Source organism: Methanomassiliicoccales archaeon LGM-RCC1, assembly GCA_030168575.1.
In the GTDB taxonomy this organism is placed as follows: domain Archaea; phylum Thermoplasmatota; class Thermoplasmata; order Methanomassiliicoccales; family Methanomethylophilaceae; genus Methanoprimaticola.
Window position 1 is genome coordinate 201,202 of record CP115555.1, and the last position, 17,017, is coordinate 218,218.

The following is a 17,017-nucleotide window of genomic DNA, read 5'->3' on the forward strand; positions in this document are numbered from 1 at the left end:
CCGCTACATAGTGTCTTTATATTCCACTCATCAAAGTCCATGAACCCGTGGACCCGACGCTGATATTGATCGTAGCGGTATTCTCCCTGATAGGATGCACCATGGGACTCTTCTCGGGACTCGTTCCCGGGATCCATGTGAACACGCTCGCAACGATACTCCTTATCTCACTACCTCCTTTGCAGGAAACACTCTCCGGCATCATATCTAGCGAGTACGTTCCCGTTGCGATCTGCAGCACCATAATGTCGGCGTCGGTGGTCCATTCTTATGTGGACTTCGTCCCATCCGTGTACATAGGCGCTCCCGATGCAGAAGATGCCATATCCGTGTTGCCTGGACATCGTCTGCTGCTTGCCGGGGAAGGCATGAGGGCGGTCCGTGCGGCCGCCATCGGAAGCCTGATCGGATGTTCTTCTGCCGTGCTGCTTGCGATACCTCTGCAGGCTGTGATGTCAATGGGCGGTTCCGATCTATTGAACGGAATGACTAAGAGCGTCCTGATCTTCGTATCGGGGATCCTGCTGCTGAACGAATGGAGGAAAGGGCATGCTTTCTACGGCACGGCTGCTTTCGTGCTATCCGGGATCCTAGGTTATGCCGTCATGGAGCTGCCGATACCATGCACTGGTCTGCTGGGAGAGGGGACCCTGCTGATGCCCATGCTGACAGGATTATTCGGATTGCCTGTCATGCTGGAAGCGGATACCGGTGGCAGGATACCTGCGCAAAAGGATGCTGGAAAAGATCCCGTAGGAGTTATTCCCGGACTCAAGGGAGTGATAATGGGGGCGATAGCCGGCTGGTTCCCCGGCATCACATCCACCGTGGGGGCCACAGTGTCCGCAACGCTCATGCCGGATAGGACGCCGGAGAGATTCATATCCACTGTAGCCTCGATAGGTACTGTGACCACGGTCCTGTCCCTCGTGACCCTGTCAGTGACCGGGGGCGGTCGTTCCGGGACGGTAATCGTGATAGGGACCATCCTCGGAGATTCCATCGGAGGGTTCGCCTCTGAACCGCTTGTCATGATGCTGGTATCTGCTGCGATAGCATCCCTTGTCGGATATCATCTAACAATCATGAGCGGAAGGGCCATGACCTCCTTTTTGGAAAGGATGGACATGACAAGAATCAACAAACTGGTCATCGCATTCCTCGTTGGGATGACAACCTTATCCACCGGATTCTGGGGACTGGTGGTTTTGGGGGTGGCACTGGCCATCGGTTTCATCCCTGTGTCAAACGACATGGGTAAGACCGTCCTCTGCGGCTGTCTGATACTTCCGTCGCTAATCATGTAATGTTGATATACATCCAATTGATAGAACAGGAACGTGAACCTTACCAGAGCAGAGCTGTTGGCGCTCCTTGCGATGGCCTTTGCGGTCTTCATGGACGGTCTGGACAGCAGTATCGTCAACATCGCCCTTCCTTCCATAGCGGAATCCTTCGGAGCCGATGCCAACGCAGTTGCCTGGGTGGCGGTCACATACTTCATGATGATCGCCGGTATGATGCTCACCTTCGGCAGGATCGCCGACATGGGGCACATCAGGAGGATATTCATCATAGGATTCGGATTGTTCGCGGCTTCTTCGCTATTATGCGGACTGTCATGGAATCTCGAGATCCTCATATTCGCAAGGACCGTTCAGGGCATAGCAGCCGCTATGCTCGGAGCTGTCGCCCCGATGGTATGCGTGAAGTTCCTTCCGCCTACCAAACTAGGGCTCGGAATGAGCGTTCTGATGCTGTCGGGAGCTGTGGGCTTCTGCTCCGGTCCCGCGGTAGGGGGAGTGCTCATCGATGTGCTATCCTGGCACTGGGCATTCTTCATCAACATCCCAATAGGGATATTCGCTATCCTCTTCGCATTCCGCGCACTGCCCGATGAGACCCCGGTCAAAGGTGCGAAGCTCGACCTGACCGGATGTGCGCTGCTCTTCGTCGCCATAGTCTGCGCAGTCTATATCGTGGAGATGTTCGCGAAGGACGGACAGGCGACTATCTGCATGGTGCTGGGCGTGATTGCGATCGTCTCCCTTGTACTGTTCGTCCGTGCGGAGAAGAAGGCTGCCTACCCAATGCTCAACGTCAGCATGTTCCGCGACTGGAGATTGGACTCGGCAATGCTGACCTACTTCCTGACCAGCATCGCATACGTCGGAATCGCCTATCTGATCCCGTTCTACCTCATCAAAGAGCTGGAGATGAGCTACACGTTGGCGGGATTCATCGTACTGATCCCCAGCATCTTCACGATCATCATCAGCATCCCTGCTGGACATTACGGAGACACCCACGGCAGGCGCAACCTGTCGATAATATGCACGGTCAGCATGCTGGCATCGGCTGTAGGCTATGCACTGATCAGACCAGATATGGGGTGGCTGCCTTTCATCCCCATAGGGCTCCTCTGCGGAATATTCTGGGGATCATGCGGGGCATCTCTTGCAAGCCGCATAGTCGATCTGTCCCCGGAGAAGGAGAAGGGCATGGCCTCGACCATATCGAACTTCCTGTACTACGTGGGAGGGTCGTTCGGTACCGCACTGTTCGCGACCATGGTCAGCTACGGTTCAGGTTCGATCGGGGTTCCGGTCGACCTCATATCTCCCGAGGATTTCATGGACGGTTACATGCTCTGCATGTACGTCGGAATAATCCTATCGGTAGTGGCGATAATCACTGCGATAATAATCGACGAGAGGAAGGTCAAGAGCGCTTGAGCTCCGCCTTCTGCATGAACTTCCCAGAATCTACGATGAACCTCTCATGGGTTCCGGATCCGACCTCGCCTTTGGAATCGTACACACGGACGGAGAAGACCAGTCTCCTCCTGTCGATCTCCGTGAGCTCTGTCTCGCAGACAACGGTCATCCCTACCGGTGTCGCCGAAGAATGGGCCACATCCAGATGGGTGCCTACTGTCGATGTGCCGATATCGAGATACGGTGCGACGCTGAGCGAAGCTGTCTTCTCGATCAATGCGATCATGGCCGGTGTGGCGAAAACGGGAAGGTCCCCGCTACCCAAAGAAATGGCTGTGTTGTCCTCGGTGACCTCGACCGATTGCGCACCCTTGATTCCCATGCTCAGCATACGTGGATGATGGAATCGGCATATTTAGTTGGATGCAGAGGTCCGCTGCTGAACATCCTTACAAAAAAATCAAGGTAGATTTTCCTGTCCAAGCGACATTGTTTTACTACAATGAAAATAATATGCCCTCTATGGGATTGGAAGAGCAGCTGTACGACGAACTGTACCAACTGAGGGAGCGCCTCAGGGAAGAGGGCAGAATGGCAACGGGAAGGATCCCGAACGTCTGTCCCGATGAGGCACTCATGGAGATGGCGCACCGCGTACCCACGAAGATAGAGGATTTCGTAGCCATCGTGGGAGTGGGCCAGAGGTTCATCGAGGTATACGGCGAAAGGTTCCTGGCCATCACCAGGAAGTACGCTGTCACGGCTGCCAAGGGATCCGATCTGGCAACGGACACGGCCAAGACCCTCAGGGAATTGGAGAAGAAGCTCATCAACATAAGCAGGAGCAACCGTCTGCTCTACCAGGGAAAGATCTCGGTCAAGAACACCTTCGATCTCATGACTCTCCCGGACCAGGATGTTCTCGGTCTGCTGTTCGGAAAGAAGAGGGTGCTGAAGCTCTGCGACATCACCAACAGCAAGGAGGATGAGAAGGTCTACAAGCACCTCAACCAGGTCATCCGTGAGGTCAACAGGGAGATGAGGGAGAAGGGACAGTACGATCTCTACATCGGATACCCGTTCGTCCAGGGTAAGATGCCCGACGGCGACTTCGACATCCGTGCACCCATGGCGCTCTTCCCTGTCACACTGGAGAAGGATGCCCGTTCCATCACGCTCACATTCGATACATCCCGCGATGCGATGTACAACAACACGCTCATCCTGGCGTACATCAAGGCCACAGGCCAGAACAAGCCCCTCCCCAACAACATCCTGGAGGAATACAACGGGGACACATTCATCGAGGACTCGCTCCACTTCTTCAAGATGAACGGCATCGAGATCAAGTGCGAGAACGCCGAGCCGATGGAGTTCATCGACTACAAGGCCGGGGAGTTCCCCGACTACCTGCCAGGGGACATGGAACTGGTGCCCAACATCGTGGTAGGTAAGTACCCCACATACTCGAGTTCTATCCAAAGGGACTTCGATGCCATTCTCTCCGGCAAGGAGATCAACGGTATCCTGATGGATCTGGTCGAGAACCTGGACAAGACCGATTTCCTGTCGGACAAGCCCGACCCGCTGTCATTCGACGAGATCAAGAAGAAGGGGATCCAGGCATCGGAGAAGAACCTGTTCTACATCAATTCGCTAAACAGCGCTCAGGAGAACATCCTCACCGCGATCGATGCTGATGACGAGATCGTCGTCCAGGGACCCCCGGGAACTGGTAAGTCGCAGGTCATCACCGGACTGATCACATCTGCCGTGGTGAAAGGAAAGACCGTCCTGATGGTCTCCGAGAAGAAGACCGCGCTAGATGTCGTCTATTCACGTCTGGGAAACCTGTCCAAGTACTGCCTGCTGATCGACGATGTGGGAAACAAGGACCTGTTCTACAGACAGCTGGAGGTCATGCTCTCATCCGGAGTTCCCAAGAGAGGTACCGACCTCGAGAGGATATCGGACAGCATCGACGACGATGTGGACATGCTCACGCGCATAGCGGACACCATGTACACTCCCGGTGATTTCGGAATCGCACCTTACAAGCTCTACGGTATGGAGAAGACCAATCTGGCGGACGAACGCCAGTTCAGCGAGTACAAGGTCCTGAAGGACCATATCGACCCCAAGCTCATGGGCCTGAAGTACCCGGTCGTGACCGAGCTGCACAAGACATTCGGCAACGAAGCGCTGATGAGGAACTTCAGCGACTACATGTCGCTGTCAACATCCCTGCCCTGGATCACTCAGATGAGGACCGACCTGTCCGAATACAACATCGGGGAGATGAAGGCAGACCTCATGGATCTGGAAATGCAGATGAAGGACTTCAACTCCAAGGGATTCATGGGAAGGCTGTTCTCCAAAGGCAAGGTAAACCGCGAGGCAACTGTCATGGCCTCGAAGTACTTCGAGAACTACAACCAGCATCTGCTCAACTATCTCATGGACGACCCCAGGAGGATCGTCGACGGACTGGACGAGTACGAGAAGTTCGCTTCCCTGTCCACGGTCTACAAGAGAATGAACGACGATCAGAAGCTTTACGGCGAGGATATACTGTCCATCTCCAATTCCACTAAGATGAGGTTCACAGACAGCAACGACAAGATATACAGCTGGCTGCTGAACGAGCACCTGATGAAGTTCGATGCCGAGCACAAGGACATCATGCAGCAGATATGGGACTTCGACAGCATCATCCGCGACATGGACAGGAAGATGGAGGAGAAGCGCCTGATGTGCAAGGACAAGGTGGAGGAGATCCTCCAGAACAACCTCAGGTACATCTCCGAGTCCAAGAGGCGCGGGGACATCAACAGGATCATCGAATCCAAGAGGAAATGGAACCTCAACAAGTTCATCAACCGCTACGGCTACGAGCTCTTCAAGGGTGTGCGCGTATGGCTTCTGACCCCTGAAGTGGTATCCGAGATACTGCCGCTGGAGATGGGTGTGTTCGATATGCTCATCTTCGACGAGGCGTCGCAGATGTACGTGGAAAAGGGAATACCCTCAATCTACCGTGCGAAGAAGGTCGTGGTGGCCGGAGATCACAAGCAGCTACGTCCCTCCAGCCTCGGAGTCGGAAGGATCGAGTACGATTCCGACGAGGACGACCTTGACGACGACATATCCGCAGCGCTGGAAGAGGAGTCCCTTCTGGACCTTGCCAGGGCCAGGTACGACTCCATCCTGCTGAACTTCCATTACAGGTCGAAGTACGAGGAGCTCATCGCATTCTCCAACTATGCGTTCTACGGAGGAAGGCTGTATGTCTCCCCCAACGTCATAGATCCTCCCAAGCCGCCCATTGAGACCATCAGGGTTGACGGACTGTGGGAGAACAAATCGAACATAGCTGAGGCCAACAAGGTCGTCGAGCTCCTGAAGCACATATTCAACGAGAGGAAGAACGACGAGACCATCGGAATCATCACATTCAACGCATCCCAGAGGGATCTGATCAACGATGTGATCGATGACGAGTGCACCAAGGACGGAGCGTTCGGTAAGACCGTCACGAACGAGATGAAGAGGTTCGACAACGGTGAGGATGTAGGTCTGTTCATCAAGAACATCGAGAGTGTGCAGGGAGATGAGCGTGACATCATAATCTTCTCCATCGGATATGCGAAGAACGCCGACGGTAAGCTCATGCAGAGGTTCGGTTGGCTGAACAACCGCGGCGGTGAGAACCGTCTCAACGTCGCTATCTCGAGAGCGAAGAAGAAGATCTACATCGTATCGTCCTTCGAGCCCAAGGAGCTCCAGGTCGAGGACAACAAGAACGATGGTCCCCGCGTGCTGAAGAAGTACCTCCAGTACGCTGATGCAATCAGTAGCGGCAACAGGGATCTGGCGGATGCGATCCTCCATTCCTTCGGTGACCAGCGTTGGTCCGAGCCCGAGGAGTTCAACTCCGGACGCATAGCCGACAAGGTCTACAACGCATTGCTCAGGAAAGGTTACACGGTAGAGAGGAACGTCGGTATCGGAGGATACCAGATAGACCTGGCCGTCAAACAGAACGACAGGTACATACTCGGTATCGAGTGCGACAGCCGCCTCTACGAGATGTCCGACTCCACCAGGGAGAGGGACTACCACAGGCAGAAGTACCTGGAATCCAGGGGATGGAAGATCCACAGGGTCTGGACTCCCGGATTCTGGAAGAATCCGGACAAGGAGATCGCCGGCATAATCGATGCCATAGAGAGGGTTTTAGATGAAGACTACATTGAAAATCGAAGGAATGATGTGCGAGGGCTGCGTTGCCAAGGTCAACGAGAAGCTTTCAGCACTCGACAAGGTCAAGAGCGTGGATGTGAACCTCAAGGCAGGGAGGGCCGTCGTGGAGCACGACGGTGCATCTGATGAGGAGCTCATCGGTGCGGTCGTCGATGCCGGATTCAGGGCATCCGCCAAGCACGGCCTGTTCTCATGAAGACACGTGTGTTCCGCATAGGCGGGATGACCTGCGCCGCCTGCTCCAACAGGATAGAGGGCGCCATAGGCGAGATCCCCGGAGTGCAGACTGTGGTCGCCAACTTCGGGAACAACACCGCCACGGTGACCTATGATGAGACGAAGGTTACGGATGAGATGGTGGCCGATGCGGTAACCTCTGCCGGCTACCAGATGATCAGCGACGATCGCGAGAGAGCTGAGCAGCAGGAGCTGGAGGCCCTCAGAATTCAGAAGAGGGACCTCATCATCTCCATACTCTTCGTCATACCCCTGAGCATAATCGCAATGGGGCCCATGCTGGGCCTCGAGATGCCCTGGTCTTCCGCTCTCGGTAGCCCGTGGGGCATGAGGGTCGATTGCATCATACAGCTAGCGATCTTCCTGCCGATAATGTACTCGGGCAGACGCTTCTACAAGAAAGGGTATCCTGCACTGTTCAGCAAGAGCCCCACCATGGATTCGCTTGTCGCCCTGAGCACCACCGCATCGCTTCTGATGGGATTGTACTACACCGCATTGGCGTTCATGACCGATGAGCACATGCACATAATGCTGAGCTTCGACTCCGCAGGCATGATCATCGCCCTAGTCAGCGTCGGGAAGTACATGGAGGCGCGCTCCAAGCATAACACAAACGATTCCCTCAGGAAGCTGCTGTCCCTGGCCCCCAGCAAGGCCACGATCATCGTGGACGGCAAGGAGTACGAGGTAGAGGCCTCATCGCTCATCGTAGGGGATATCGTCCTGGTCCGTCCGGGAGAGTCCATACCTGCGGACGGAGTCGTCATCGAAGGTAACTCTGCGGTGAACGAATCCATGCTCACAGGGGAATCGATCCCTGTCTCCAAGACAATAGATTCTGTGGTCTACGGAGCCACTGTGAACGGTAACGGAAGCCTGAAGATCAGGATCGAGAAGACCGGTGAAGAGACCGTTCTGTTCCAAATAGCCAGGATGATGGAGATGGCGCAGGGAACGAAGGCTCCCGTGGCCCATGTTGCGGATAGGGTAGCAGCCGTATTCGTCCCTGCGGTCATAGTAATCGCGGCACTGTCGGCGATAGCATGGTTCGTGGCAGGGATGTTCGTTCCCGATGCGGGTTACGACTTGGAATTCTGTCTCACGATTGCCATCTCCGTTCTGGTCATTTCATGTCCCTGCGCACTCGGTCTCGCGACCCCGTTGGCGATCGTCATCGGCACAGGGAATGGATCGAGACACGGGATACTGTTCAAGACCGCCGCATCGATAGAGGCTGCGGCCAACATAGACACGGTGATCCTGGACAAGACAGGTACTATAACGAAAGGGCACCCGACGGTCACAAAGATCGTAACGGAACAGGACGAGAGGGAATTCATCTCCGTTGTGGCTGCTGCCGAATCCGATTCGGAGCACCCTCTGGCCGAAGCGATAGTCAACTACGCGAAGGAGAACGACATAGAGATTCCTCCGCATTCCGATTTCAAGGCCATCACAGGTCAAGGAATATACTGCAGGGTCGACGGTCATGATGTACAGATAGGCAACGAAGCACTGATGACCGAAAACGGAATCGAATTCCAGGACTCCCCCGGGATCATCGTGGCCATCGACGGCATCCAATCAGGATCCATCGTCGTTTCCGACCCCATAAGGGACGAGAGCCCTGCTGCAATAAGGGACCTCAAGGACATGGGCGTCAGAGTCATGATGGTCACCGGAGACCGCAAGGATACCGCGGATGTCATAGCGGAACAGGCAGGACTGACGGAAGTGGTTGCTGAGACCAGACCCCAGGATAAGCTTGACATCGTCAAGAAGCTGCAGGTTCAGCAGGCCCGCGTGGCCATGACTGGAGACGGTATCAACGATGCTCCTGCGCTCACACAATCGGATGTGGGGATGGCGGTCGGCTCAGGAACCGATATAGCGATCGAATCTGCCGACATCGTTCTGATGAACGACGACCTCAGGACTGTACCTGCGGCATTGGAGATCGGAAGGGCGACACTGAAGAACGTGAAACAGAACCTGTTCTTCGCACTGTTCTACAACGCGGTCTGCATACCGATCGCTGCGGGACTTCCTGTGCTCTTCGGATACACCGACCTCGTGATGGTGATGCCGATGATAGCCGCTGCGGCGATGTCACTGTCGTCGATATCGGTCGTGTCCAACGCGCTGAGGATGAGGGGTTTCGAACCCAGATCGCTGGCGTAATCTCGCCGATGTGACATTCAGGGTACCGTTGTCCCTCTTCCAGGAAATCTCGGAGGAGACTATCTCCAGCGGGTGGGAATGCATCGGGGAATCCAGGGTCATGGACTCATACTCTCCGCCCTCCCCCATTATGCTTATCCCGAACTTCTCGCGGAGCATCTTCAGCTCCGCCACGGTCTCGGCGTTGAGCTCTCTGCCGAGCCATTCCTGGCCCAGGCCCTCTGCGTAGCACCCGACGATTATCGCCTTGATGCCTGATTGCAGGAAGGCATCCATGACCATGTCCTGATCCTTCCTCCACAGCGGAGAGAACACCTTCAGGCCGAGGTCGTTGCAGACGAGATTCATCCTGTCCCACTGGTAATCGGACCAGACCGCACCTGTGATTATGCCGTCCACATCCAATCCCTCGAGGGCATTATGCAGACCTTCCATGTCCCCCTCCTCCGTGCCGGTACTAGGTGCAGTTATCAGCTCCTTGCCCATGGCCTCCGCCATAAGCGGGACGACATTCAGATTGGGAGTATGGAAGATCCATGATGCCTTGTCCTCGGGCATGATGTTGACCAGATAGGGCACGTCATGGCCCATCTGCTCCTCCAGATATAACGAGAACGTGGAGTCCTTCCCGCCCGAGTACAGGGATGCTAGCCTCATGGACCTTCCATCGAGTGTCCGATAATAAAACTTGAGCCTTCATCTACTGAGCCCCAATAATCATTTATCTTCCTGTCGGCATGGGGGCTTGTGACTGATATGACCCTCGACGCGAACGCGATGAAGAAACTGGTGGCTGAGGAGGCTGTGAACAGATACGTCAAGGACGGAATGTTCGTAGGACTCGGTACCGGATCCACCGCGAAGTTCATGATCGAGAGGATCGGAGAGCTCGTCAAGCAGGGGTACAACCTCACCTGCACAGCAACCTCCGTGCAGAGCGAGGAACTGGCGAAGAGCCTCGGCATCAAAGTCGTGGATCTGGATGAGATCGATCACCTGGACATCACCATCGACGGAGCCGACGAGGTGGATCCCCAGATGCAGCTGATCAAAGGACTCGGAGGAGCGCTCCTCAGAGAGAAGATCGTGGCTGCCGCTACCGTCAAGGAGATCATCATCGCCGACGACTCCAAGCTCGTAGATGTGCTCGGAACCAAAGCACCTCTCCCAGTGGAGGTCCTGCAGTTCGGCCATCAGCACACCAAGCACGCCCTGGAGCAGCAGGGATGCAAACCCGAGCTCAGGATGAGGGACGGCAAACCGTTCGTCACTGACGGGGGCAACTACATCTACGACTGCAGGTTCGAATCCATCAGCAAGCCCTTCTTCCTGGAGGCCGCCATAGACAGGATCCCCGGAGTGGTGGAGAACGGACTGTTCCTCAACACCGCCTACGATGTACTGATCGCCAAGCCTGACGGAAGCGTCTACAGCATGGCAGATGCCCTTGCCGCTCAGAATCCGGACGGTCCGAACATCCTTCTCTAAAATACCCTATATACGCGCGCATCCAATGGGGTATCAAGTTTTTATATAACTTCGATAATAGGTCGCCCGATTCAATTCAAGGTGTATACCATGAAAATGCCCAGAACAATCAAAAGATACTGCCCTACCTGCAAGGCCCACACCGAGCAAGAGGTGGAGAGGGTCAAGAAGAAGAAGGCGAGCGAACTCAAATGGGGACAGAGGAGATTCAGAAAGGTAACCGCAGGTTACGGAGGATTCCCCAGGCCCAAGCCGGAAGGAAGGGAGAAGCCCACCAAGAGGATCAACCTCAGGTACAGATGCACCCAGTGCAAGAAGGCCAACATCTCGCCTTGCATCCGCGCAAAGAAGTTCGAGCTCACGGAGTGATTATCATGACCGGAGATTTCATCAAAATCAAGTGTCCCGACTGCGAGAACGAGCAGATCGCATTCAAGAAGGCAGCGACCAAGGTCACCTGCCACGTCTGCGGAGCCACACTCATCGTCCCCAAGGGCGGAGTTGGCGAGATCAAGGGCGAAATCGTTGAGGTCGTCAACTGATGTCTAGGGTCAGGGGCCTTCCCGAGAACGGTGAGCTTGTAGTCTGCACCGTTAAGAGCGTGAAGAACTTCGGAGCATTCGTTACTCTCGACGAGTACGATGACAGGGAAGGATTCATTCACGTCAGGGATGTCGCAACTGGCTGGGTTAAGTACATCAGGGACTTCGTCAGAGAAGGCCAAAAGATCGTCTGCAAAGTTCTGGGCGTTGATTCACAAAAAGGTCACATCGACCTTTCCTTAAAATCGGTCAATGATCATCAGAAAAGGGAGAAAATCCAGCAGTGGAAGAACGAGAAGAAGGCAGAGAAGCTTCTCGAGATCGTCGCTGAAAGGATGAACATTGACATCGACAAGGCCTACAAGCAGTTCGGAAACGACCTGCTTGAGGCCTACGAGACACTTTACAGTGCTTTTGAATCCGCTGTCGCATACCCTGAGGATTTCACATCGGAGTTCAGCGGCAAGTGGGTAGATACATTTATGGAAGTCGCCAAGGAGAACGTCGCGGCACCCACGGTGCAGATCGACGGAATCCTCGAGATGAGCTCATCGGCACCCAACGGCATGGAGCTCATCAAGAACGCCCTCATGGAGGGACTGGCGGCGGCGGACGGCTCATCCGTGGAGATAACCTGCGTAGGTTGCCCCAGGTACAGAGTCGTGGTCAATGCGGCCGAGTACAAAGAGGCCGAGGACATCATGAAGGCTGTCACCGCGACGGCCATCGATTCACTGACGTCGAACGACGGCACAGCAGTGCTGAAACGTGAGAGCAAGTGAGATGAAGAGCGAGATCCGCAAATGCGCCGAATGCGGAAGATACACGCTTCTGTCCGAATGCAAATACTGTCACAAGCCCACGGTATGTCCGGTACCCCCCAGGTATTCCCCGGATGACCGCATGGGAGAGTACAGGCGCAGATCCATCATTCAGGAGTATGGAGAGAATGGAAAACACGATCACCTATGACTGCAGGCCCGATTTCCATAACGTGATTTTCATCGAGGGGCTGCCGGGTGTCGGCAACGTGGGCAAGATAGCCGCTGATTTCATCAGCTACAAACTCGAGACCAAGAGATTCGCCACGATCCTCTCCAGCGACCTCCCTCCGCAGGTGTTCGTCGACAACGAGAGCATCGCGTATCCCGCTTCAGAGGAGCTCTGGTATGCGAAGGATGTCAACGGACATGACATCATCTTCCTAGAGGGAGAATTCCAGGCTTCGACGCCTCAGGGACAGTTCGAACTGAACAAATTCATCTTCGAGAAGATCGTGAAGTACGATCCTGAGCTGATCATCACACTGGGCGGCTACGGATTGGGCCAGGTCGTCACCGAACCTCAGGTCCTCGGGGTGGTCAACGACTCAAAGCTGAAGACCAGGCTCGAGAAGGCCGGCGTCACGTTCAAGGCCAACGAGCCTCAGGGCGGGATCATAGGCGCTGCGGCGATGTTCCTAGTCATGGCCGATGAGTACGACATAGATGCTGCATGCATCATGGGAGAGACCTCCGGATTTATCATCGATCACAAGAGCGCCAAATGCGTCGTAGATGTCCTATGCAAAATACTCGGCATCGAATTGGACACTTCCGAGATGCAGGCAGACATCCAACAGGTGGAGCAGATCAACGATGAGGTTCAGGCGCTTGCAGAGACCAGTCCCGAGGATCTTTCGTACTTCAGATGAACGATCTTTAGGATCGATCTCGTCGAATTATTAAGTCTGAAAACAACAATATTCTGCATGAATATCGATGATTATGAAGCACGATTCTGGGAGAATAATTGGCTCTGGAAACAAGACCAATACTATTTTATAATGTATAAGCATCCCCGAATCTAAGTCCCCACTTAGCTCAGACTGGCTAGAGCGGCTGACTGTAGAGTGTTTTCGGTAAAACCCGATACAGCCGCTGAAATCAGCAGGTCCCCTGTTCAAATCAGGGAGTGGGGACCATCCTTATCCAGCATCCCCGGAAAGTGCGATTTTCGGGTTTTCGCAATTCACAGCGTTAAGTCGATTTCTATTCCTATCGGAATATTACCTATCTGGAGGGGTTCTCGTGTCGGTTTTTGACACGATGGACCGCGGGGAGCTGCAGAAGAAAGTGCTCTCCGGAGAGATCGATGCAGACTGCCTGTTGAAGGATCTCATCGAATGGGTGACCCTTGTCTACTACAACCTTTTTGCCAACCTCGATACGGGAGAGCACCGTGCCTGCCCTGTATCGAGGAGAGGCAATGCCGCGTATGCTTTACGTCAGTCTTTCAAGAAATCTATGTTAGCTAAACTGATCAAGAAATCTACCATCTCTGAACAAACCTCTTCCGGCATCTTCTCACATCTTCTCTTCATGACCCTGACCATCGACCATAATGTCATGTCCCGTGATGAGGCTAACAGGTTCATCACTGCCAAAGGCAAGGGCATCAGCAGGTTCTTTGCACGTCTGGAGAAGGCCTTGGACGACGGTTACTCGAAGGTGATTGTCAAAGAGTCCACTACATCCGGCTATCCGGCTGTGCATATCATCCTCCACTTGGACAGGCCTCTAAAGATAAAATGGCACGAGAAGAGCCATTCCTATCGTCCAGATCCGTCGGATCCGTACACACGTTCCATCCTTTCCAAACTAAAGAATCTGGATGATTGGAACTCTAAGAGCCCCATCTGGGGTGTCGGTTTCGTGGACATCTACGGTTTCACAAATGACCGTCTCCAGATGAAGAGCTACTCCAACCCGATAAACTACATCGCCAAATACATCTCTAAGTCGCTTGATCTTCAGGACATCCCCGACCTTGATAAGTACGAGAGGGTGTCGGAGCTGCCGGAGAAATACCGCACGAAGATCTGGACGGTCCTGAACAACCTCATTTGGAACTCCCAGACTTGGGTCATCTCCAAGTCGTTCAGAGAGGACCTCAAGAAGATAAAGGAGAAGATCGAGAAACTGAAATCCCGCTGGATGTACGTCGATACGGTCTCTGTCGACAATCCAAGGCTCTACACATGGATGGATTGGGCCCTCGATAATCTCCCCCCAGACATTCAATTGGCATTGCGTATCAGACCTGATATCGTGCCGTCCAAAAAGCTCGTGATAATGTGATACCCATGCGTTACAAGATAAAATCTCAGACATTGATCTCCAATGTCCTCAGCCACCTCTATCAGGCGATCCTGTTCATCTATTCAGATTTCAAATGCGGACTCCTGTACTCCATTCTGGTAATTGGTGAGAAACTGTACATTTTCGGTTACAGCCATTACAATGCTTATAGGAACAGAATCGAGGATATCAGAGAACATACGTACTACATGAAGGACGGATATGGCAGAAGATACAAGATCTTCCGTCACCCCAGCTCCTTTTTCGATCCGATCAATTACCGCCCTAGTCTGCCCTTCCGTCACCGCAAACGATCGGACCTCAGACACACCATACTTCTATCCCAATCAATACGGGCGGGCCACGCGGCGGCGAAGCCCCGTCGCCCCTTGGGGCAGGGGCGACGACGTGTGGACGGCACGTATGGCGGCGGGCTCACGCGAAGCGTGGCCGAAGGCGGCCCGCCGCGTTGAGCCCCGGCCCCGAAGCTTCGCCGTAGGGGACGTGGGCGAAACCTCGACATTCGCGTTGCCGAGCGCAGCGAAGGCAACGGGAATGGAGAGCATACGACCCGGACGAGCGAAGCTCGGACGGGGAAGTATGCATAGACTTGATGAAGATAACCAAAGTTGAAACCTGACTCGACCACATTAGCTGTGATGTTTGAGTGATTAAAGGTTATCTAAATCTGTTACACCGGCCGTTATGTACTACCATTTCTTAGACTACTATCAGAACTCGTCACGTTTATCCAAGAATGGATGACAGCGGAAATCTTCAAGCTTATTTCTGTAAGGGTATAGGAGACTTAGGCGCGCGAATGTGAAACGATATATTCTTATCTTCTTACCAGCCGACAACATGACGAATGCTTGGATCAACAAATCGTTCTTTATGATTGTACAGTACCCTGATCGATCTTCTTTGAACTTTATGGAACAGATGCTACAGCCAATGAGTCCCTGGAAAGTTAAATAAGAAAACCAGAGTTTCTACATATGTTTATATAATGATGGAGAATTTAACGGGTATATTCAGACAGGGTTTTAATCCAGCCCCATATGGTTGGTAGACCCCAGAAAATGTTTGATGAAAACCTGTATTAGGTGATCATGTTGAAGACAGATTCAAAAAAGGCATTGATGGCAGTCATTATGGTGTCTATGATGCTGATAGTACCATTGTCCGTGGTCCAGTGGGACCAGACAGATAACGGGGGGGGACTCGATCTTTCAGCCTTCCCTGTAACAGATAGAAGCAATAAGAAAATAAGCATTATCGGAGACAGCATCTCCACTTTGAGCACCCATAACAAACAGGGCAACGCGATTTATTATAACGCTAACGGACCCAACCAAATCAGCATCAATACGATGTGGTGGGGGCGTCTTATAAAGGATTGGAATAACGGGTCGGAAGGATGGGAAAACAATCTTCTTGTCAATAATTCATACAGTGGATCCACGGTTGCCAACGGTACTTCTCCGAGGGCCAACCAAACCGTAGTAAATGACCTGTCGAACGGTACATCGAATCCCGATATCGTTCTGATCTTCGTTGGTACCAACGATTACAATAGAAACAGAAGTGCAACGATCGGAGACGTCGATGGTGATTCGTTGGCAACATACATCGCACAGGATCTTGTAGGAGGTTCCTCTAGGACATCCTATGACAATATCGCTCAGGCATACACTCTGATGTTGAAGAGAGTCATAGATAAATATCAGACTCCAGGTGATAATCTGGAGATCATATGTCTCCTGCCTTTTACAGAACCGGCACAGATACAGAAGGGCGTCCACTACGGCAACAATGAAAACGCGACAGGGTTCTACAGGGATACGTTCAACGATGGGTTGGAAGCCATATGCAAGTACATGAAGACCTATCACGGTACTCACGGCACAGGGAATAACGACATCAAATGTATTGACATGTCCAAATGCGGTCTGCCGGAGAGATTTACCAAGGCATCGGCCGATTATTTTGTTGATGGAGGAGATTACATGAATTACAGTGTGAGGTCCCTGCATCCGAACAACGCTGGATTTGAGCTGATGTTCAACTACATCAAACAAGAACTCGAAGGAACGTATTCAAAGCATTCATCCAATGCAATCCCCAAGGGCACAGACTATCTATATAGGATAGATTTCGACAAAAACGGAAATAACATTACCAACGTTTTGGAGTCCCATCATGTTGGAAGTGCATACACGTCATTGGAAAGCAAATACCGTGTTGCAAAGGATGGTCCGAATTCCAGTAATTCATCCACTGGAAACAGTAGCTAGAGTATCAATGCTTTTTGGGATTTCGATCCCGATACCGGTCTGGGGCCGTTCAATTCGTTTTACGCAGCGATCAACATCAAGGATTCCAACTATGGCAATCCTGACGATTCTAAGGAACTCAGACTGAACGACAAGAAGGGAACAGTGGCATATGTGTTGGACCCGTACAA

The 17,017-nt window shown here is 53.1% G+C and carries 15 protein-coding genes and 1 tRNA gene; 14 read left to right on the forward strand and 2 right to left on the reverse strand.

What is annotated here, in order from left to right:
• Positions 1 to 47 precede the first annotated feature (47 nt).
• A complete protein-coding gene (locus PED39_00885; GenBank protein ID WII07778.1) occupies positions 48 to 1,307 on the forward strand; it encodes a tripartite tricarboxylate transporter permease in 1,260 nt (419 codons plus the stop codon).
• 33 nt (positions 1,308 to 1,340) lie between these two features.
• Entirely contained in the window at positions 1,341 to 2,735 is a 1,395-nt protein-coding gene (locus tag PED39_00890; protein ID WII07779.1) for an MFS transporter, read from the forward strand.
• Here PED39_00890 and PED39_00895 read toward each other — a convergent pair.
• Positions 2,722 to 3,099, reverse strand: a complete 378-nt coding sequence (locus tag PED39_00895; protein ID WII07780.1) for a thioesterase family protein — start codon at positions 3,097 to 3,099, stop codon at positions 2,722 to 2,724. The two genes, PED39_00890 and PED39_00895, sit on opposite strands and share 14 nt — an antisense overlap.
• 140 nt (positions 3,100 to 3,239) lie before the next feature.
• On the opposite strand from PED39_00895, the gene PED39_00900 reads away from it, so the two are divergent.
• Both PED39_00900 and PED39_00905 read left to right on the forward strand, forming a co-directional pair.
• Positions 3,240 to 7,106: an AAA domain-containing protein gene (locus tag PED39_00900; GenBank protein ID WII07781.1), complete on the forward strand. Its 3,867-nt coding sequence runs from the start codon at positions 3,240 to 3,242 to the stop codon at positions 7,104 to 7,106.
• Positions 7,107 to 7,172: 66 nt separating this feature from the next.
• A complete protein-coding gene (locus tag PED39_00905; protein ID WII07782.1) occupies positions 7,173 to 9,401 on the forward strand; it encodes a heavy metal translocating P-type ATPase in 2,229 nt (742 codons plus the stop codon).
• Here the strand turns inward: PED39_00905 and PED39_00910 are convergent.
• Positions 9,330 to 10,058 carry a diphthine--ammonia ligase gene (locus PED39_00910; protein WII07783.1) on the reverse strand — a complete coding sequence of 243 codons (729 nt, stop codon included), beginning with the start codon at positions 10,056 to 10,058 and terminating at the stop codon, positions 9,330 to 9,332. The genes PED39_00905 and PED39_00910 overlap by 72 nt on opposite strands.
• 99 nt (positions 10,059 to 10,157) lie before the next feature.
• On the opposite strand from PED39_00910, the gene rpiA reads away from it, so the two are divergent.
• The 10 genes from rpiA to PED39_00960 all read left to right on the forward strand — a co-directional run bounded on the left by rpiA (position 10,158) and on the right by PED39_00960 (position 16,847).
• Complete coding sequence (gene rpiA, locus PED39_00915; protein WII07784.1) at positions 10,158 to 10,889, forward strand: ribose-5-phosphate isomerase RpiA; 732 nt, start codon at positions 10,158 to 10,160, stop codon at positions 10,887 to 10,889.
• A 90-nt stretch (positions 10,890 to 10,979) separates the two neighbouring features.
• Positions 10,980 to 11,258, forward strand: coding sequence for a 50S ribosomal protein L44e (locus tag PED39_00920; protein WII07785.1), 279 nt, complete (start codon positions 10,980 to 10,982; stop codon positions 11,256 to 11,258).
• A gap of 5 nt (positions 11,259 to 11,263) precedes the next feature.
• A complete protein-coding gene (locus PED39_00925; GenBank protein WII07786.1) occupies positions 11,264 to 11,431 on the forward strand; it encodes a 30S ribosomal protein S27e in 168 nt (55 codons plus the stop codon).
• Positions 11,431 to 12,213 carry a translation initiation factor IF-2 subunit alpha gene (locus PED39_00930; protein ID WII07787.1) on the forward strand — a complete coding sequence of 261 codons (783 nt, stop codon included), beginning with the start codon at positions 11,431 to 11,433 and terminating at the stop codon, positions 12,211 to 12,213. Before PED39_00925 ends, PED39_00930 begins: the two co-directional genes overlap by 1 nt.
• 1 nt (position 12,214) lies before the next feature.
• On the forward strand, positions 12,215 to 12,403 hold the full coding sequence (locus PED39_00935; protein ID WII07788.1) for an RNA-protein complex protein Nop10: 189 nt from the start codon (positions 12,215 to 12,217) through the stop codon (positions 12,401 to 12,403).
• A complete protein-coding gene (locus tag PED39_00940; GenBank protein WII07789.1) occupies positions 12,381 to 13,124 on the forward strand; it encodes a PAC2 family protein in 744 nt (247 codons plus the stop codon). The genes PED39_00935 and PED39_00940 overlap by 23 nt, the downstream gene beginning before the upstream one ends.
• Before the next feature lie 158 nt (positions 13,125 to 13,282).
• A tRNA-Tyr gene (locus tag PED39_00945) sits at positions 13,283 to 13,394 on the forward strand.
• A 106-nt stretch (positions 13,395 to 13,500) separates the two neighbouring features.
• A complete protein-coding gene (locus tag PED39_00950) occupies positions 13,501 to 14,550 on the forward strand; it encodes a hypothetical protein (GenBank protein WII07790.1) in 1,050 nt (349 codons plus the stop codon).
• 5 nt (positions 14,551 to 14,555) lie between these two features.
• Positions 14,556 to 15,023, forward strand: a complete 468-nt coding sequence (locus tag PED39_00955) for a hypothetical protein (protein ID WII07791.1) — start codon at positions 14,556 to 14,558, stop codon at positions 15,021 to 15,023.
• Between the two features lie 639 nt (positions 15,024 to 15,662).
• The gene (locus PED39_00960; protein WII07792.1) at positions 15,663 to 16,847 is read left to right on the forward strand and encodes an SGNH/GDSL hydrolase family protein; all 1,185 of its coding nucleotides are present in this window, start codon (positions 15,663 to 15,665) and stop codon (positions 16,845 to 16,847) included.
• Positions 16,848 to 17,017: the final 170 nt, after the last annotated feature.

What these genes read in the sequence shown, in the direction of transcription:
- PED39_00895 (WII07780.1), bottom strand. Translation starts at nt 3,099, where the DNA reads ATGGGAATCAAGGGTGCGCAATCGGTCGAGGTCACCGAGGACAACACA.
- PED39_00940 (WII07789.1), top strand. Translation starts at nt 12,381, where the DNA reads ATGGAAAACACGATCACCTATGACTGCAGGCCCGATTTCCATAACGTG.
- PED39_00920 (WII07785.1), top strand. Translation starts at nt 10,980, where the DNA reads ATGAAAATGCCCAGAACAATCAAAAGATACTGCCCTACCTGCAAGGCC.
- PED39_00925 (WII07786.1), top strand. Translation starts at nt 11,264, where the DNA reads ATGACCGGAGATTTCATCAAAATCAAGTGTCCCGACTGCGAGAACGAG.
- rpiA (WII07784.1), top strand. Translation starts at nt 10,158, where the DNA reads ATGACCCTCGACGCGAACGCGATGAAGAAACTGGTGGCTGAGGAGGCT.
- PED39_00960 (WII07792.1), top strand. Translation starts at nt 15,663, where the DNA reads ATGTTGAAGACAGATTCAAAAAAGGCATTGATGGCAGTCATTATGGTG.
- PED39_00930 (WII07787.1), top strand. Translation starts at nt 11,431, where the DNA reads ATGTCTAGGGTCAGGGGCCTTCCCGAGAACGGTGAGCTTGTAGTCTGC.
- PED39_00905 (WII07782.1), top strand. Translation starts at nt 7,173, where the DNA reads ATGAAGACACGTGTGTTCCGCATAGGCGGGATGACCTGCGCCGCCTGC.
- PED39_00910 (WII07783.1), bottom strand. Translation starts at nt 10,058, where the DNA reads ATGAGGCTAGCATCCCTGTACTCGGGCGGGAAGGACTCCACGTTCTCG.
- PED39_00935 (WII07788.1), top strand. Translation starts at nt 12,215, where the DNA reads ATGAAGAGCGAGATCCGCAAATGCGCCGAATGCGGAAGATACACGCTT.
- PED39_00955 (WII07791.1), top strand. Translation starts at nt 14,556, where the DNA reads ATGCGTTACAAGATAAAATCTCAGACATTGATCTCCAATGTCCTCAGC.
- PED39_00900 (WII07781.1), top strand. Translation starts at nt 3,240, where the DNA reads ATGGGATTGGAAGAGCAGCTGTACGACGAACTGTACCAACTGAGGGAG.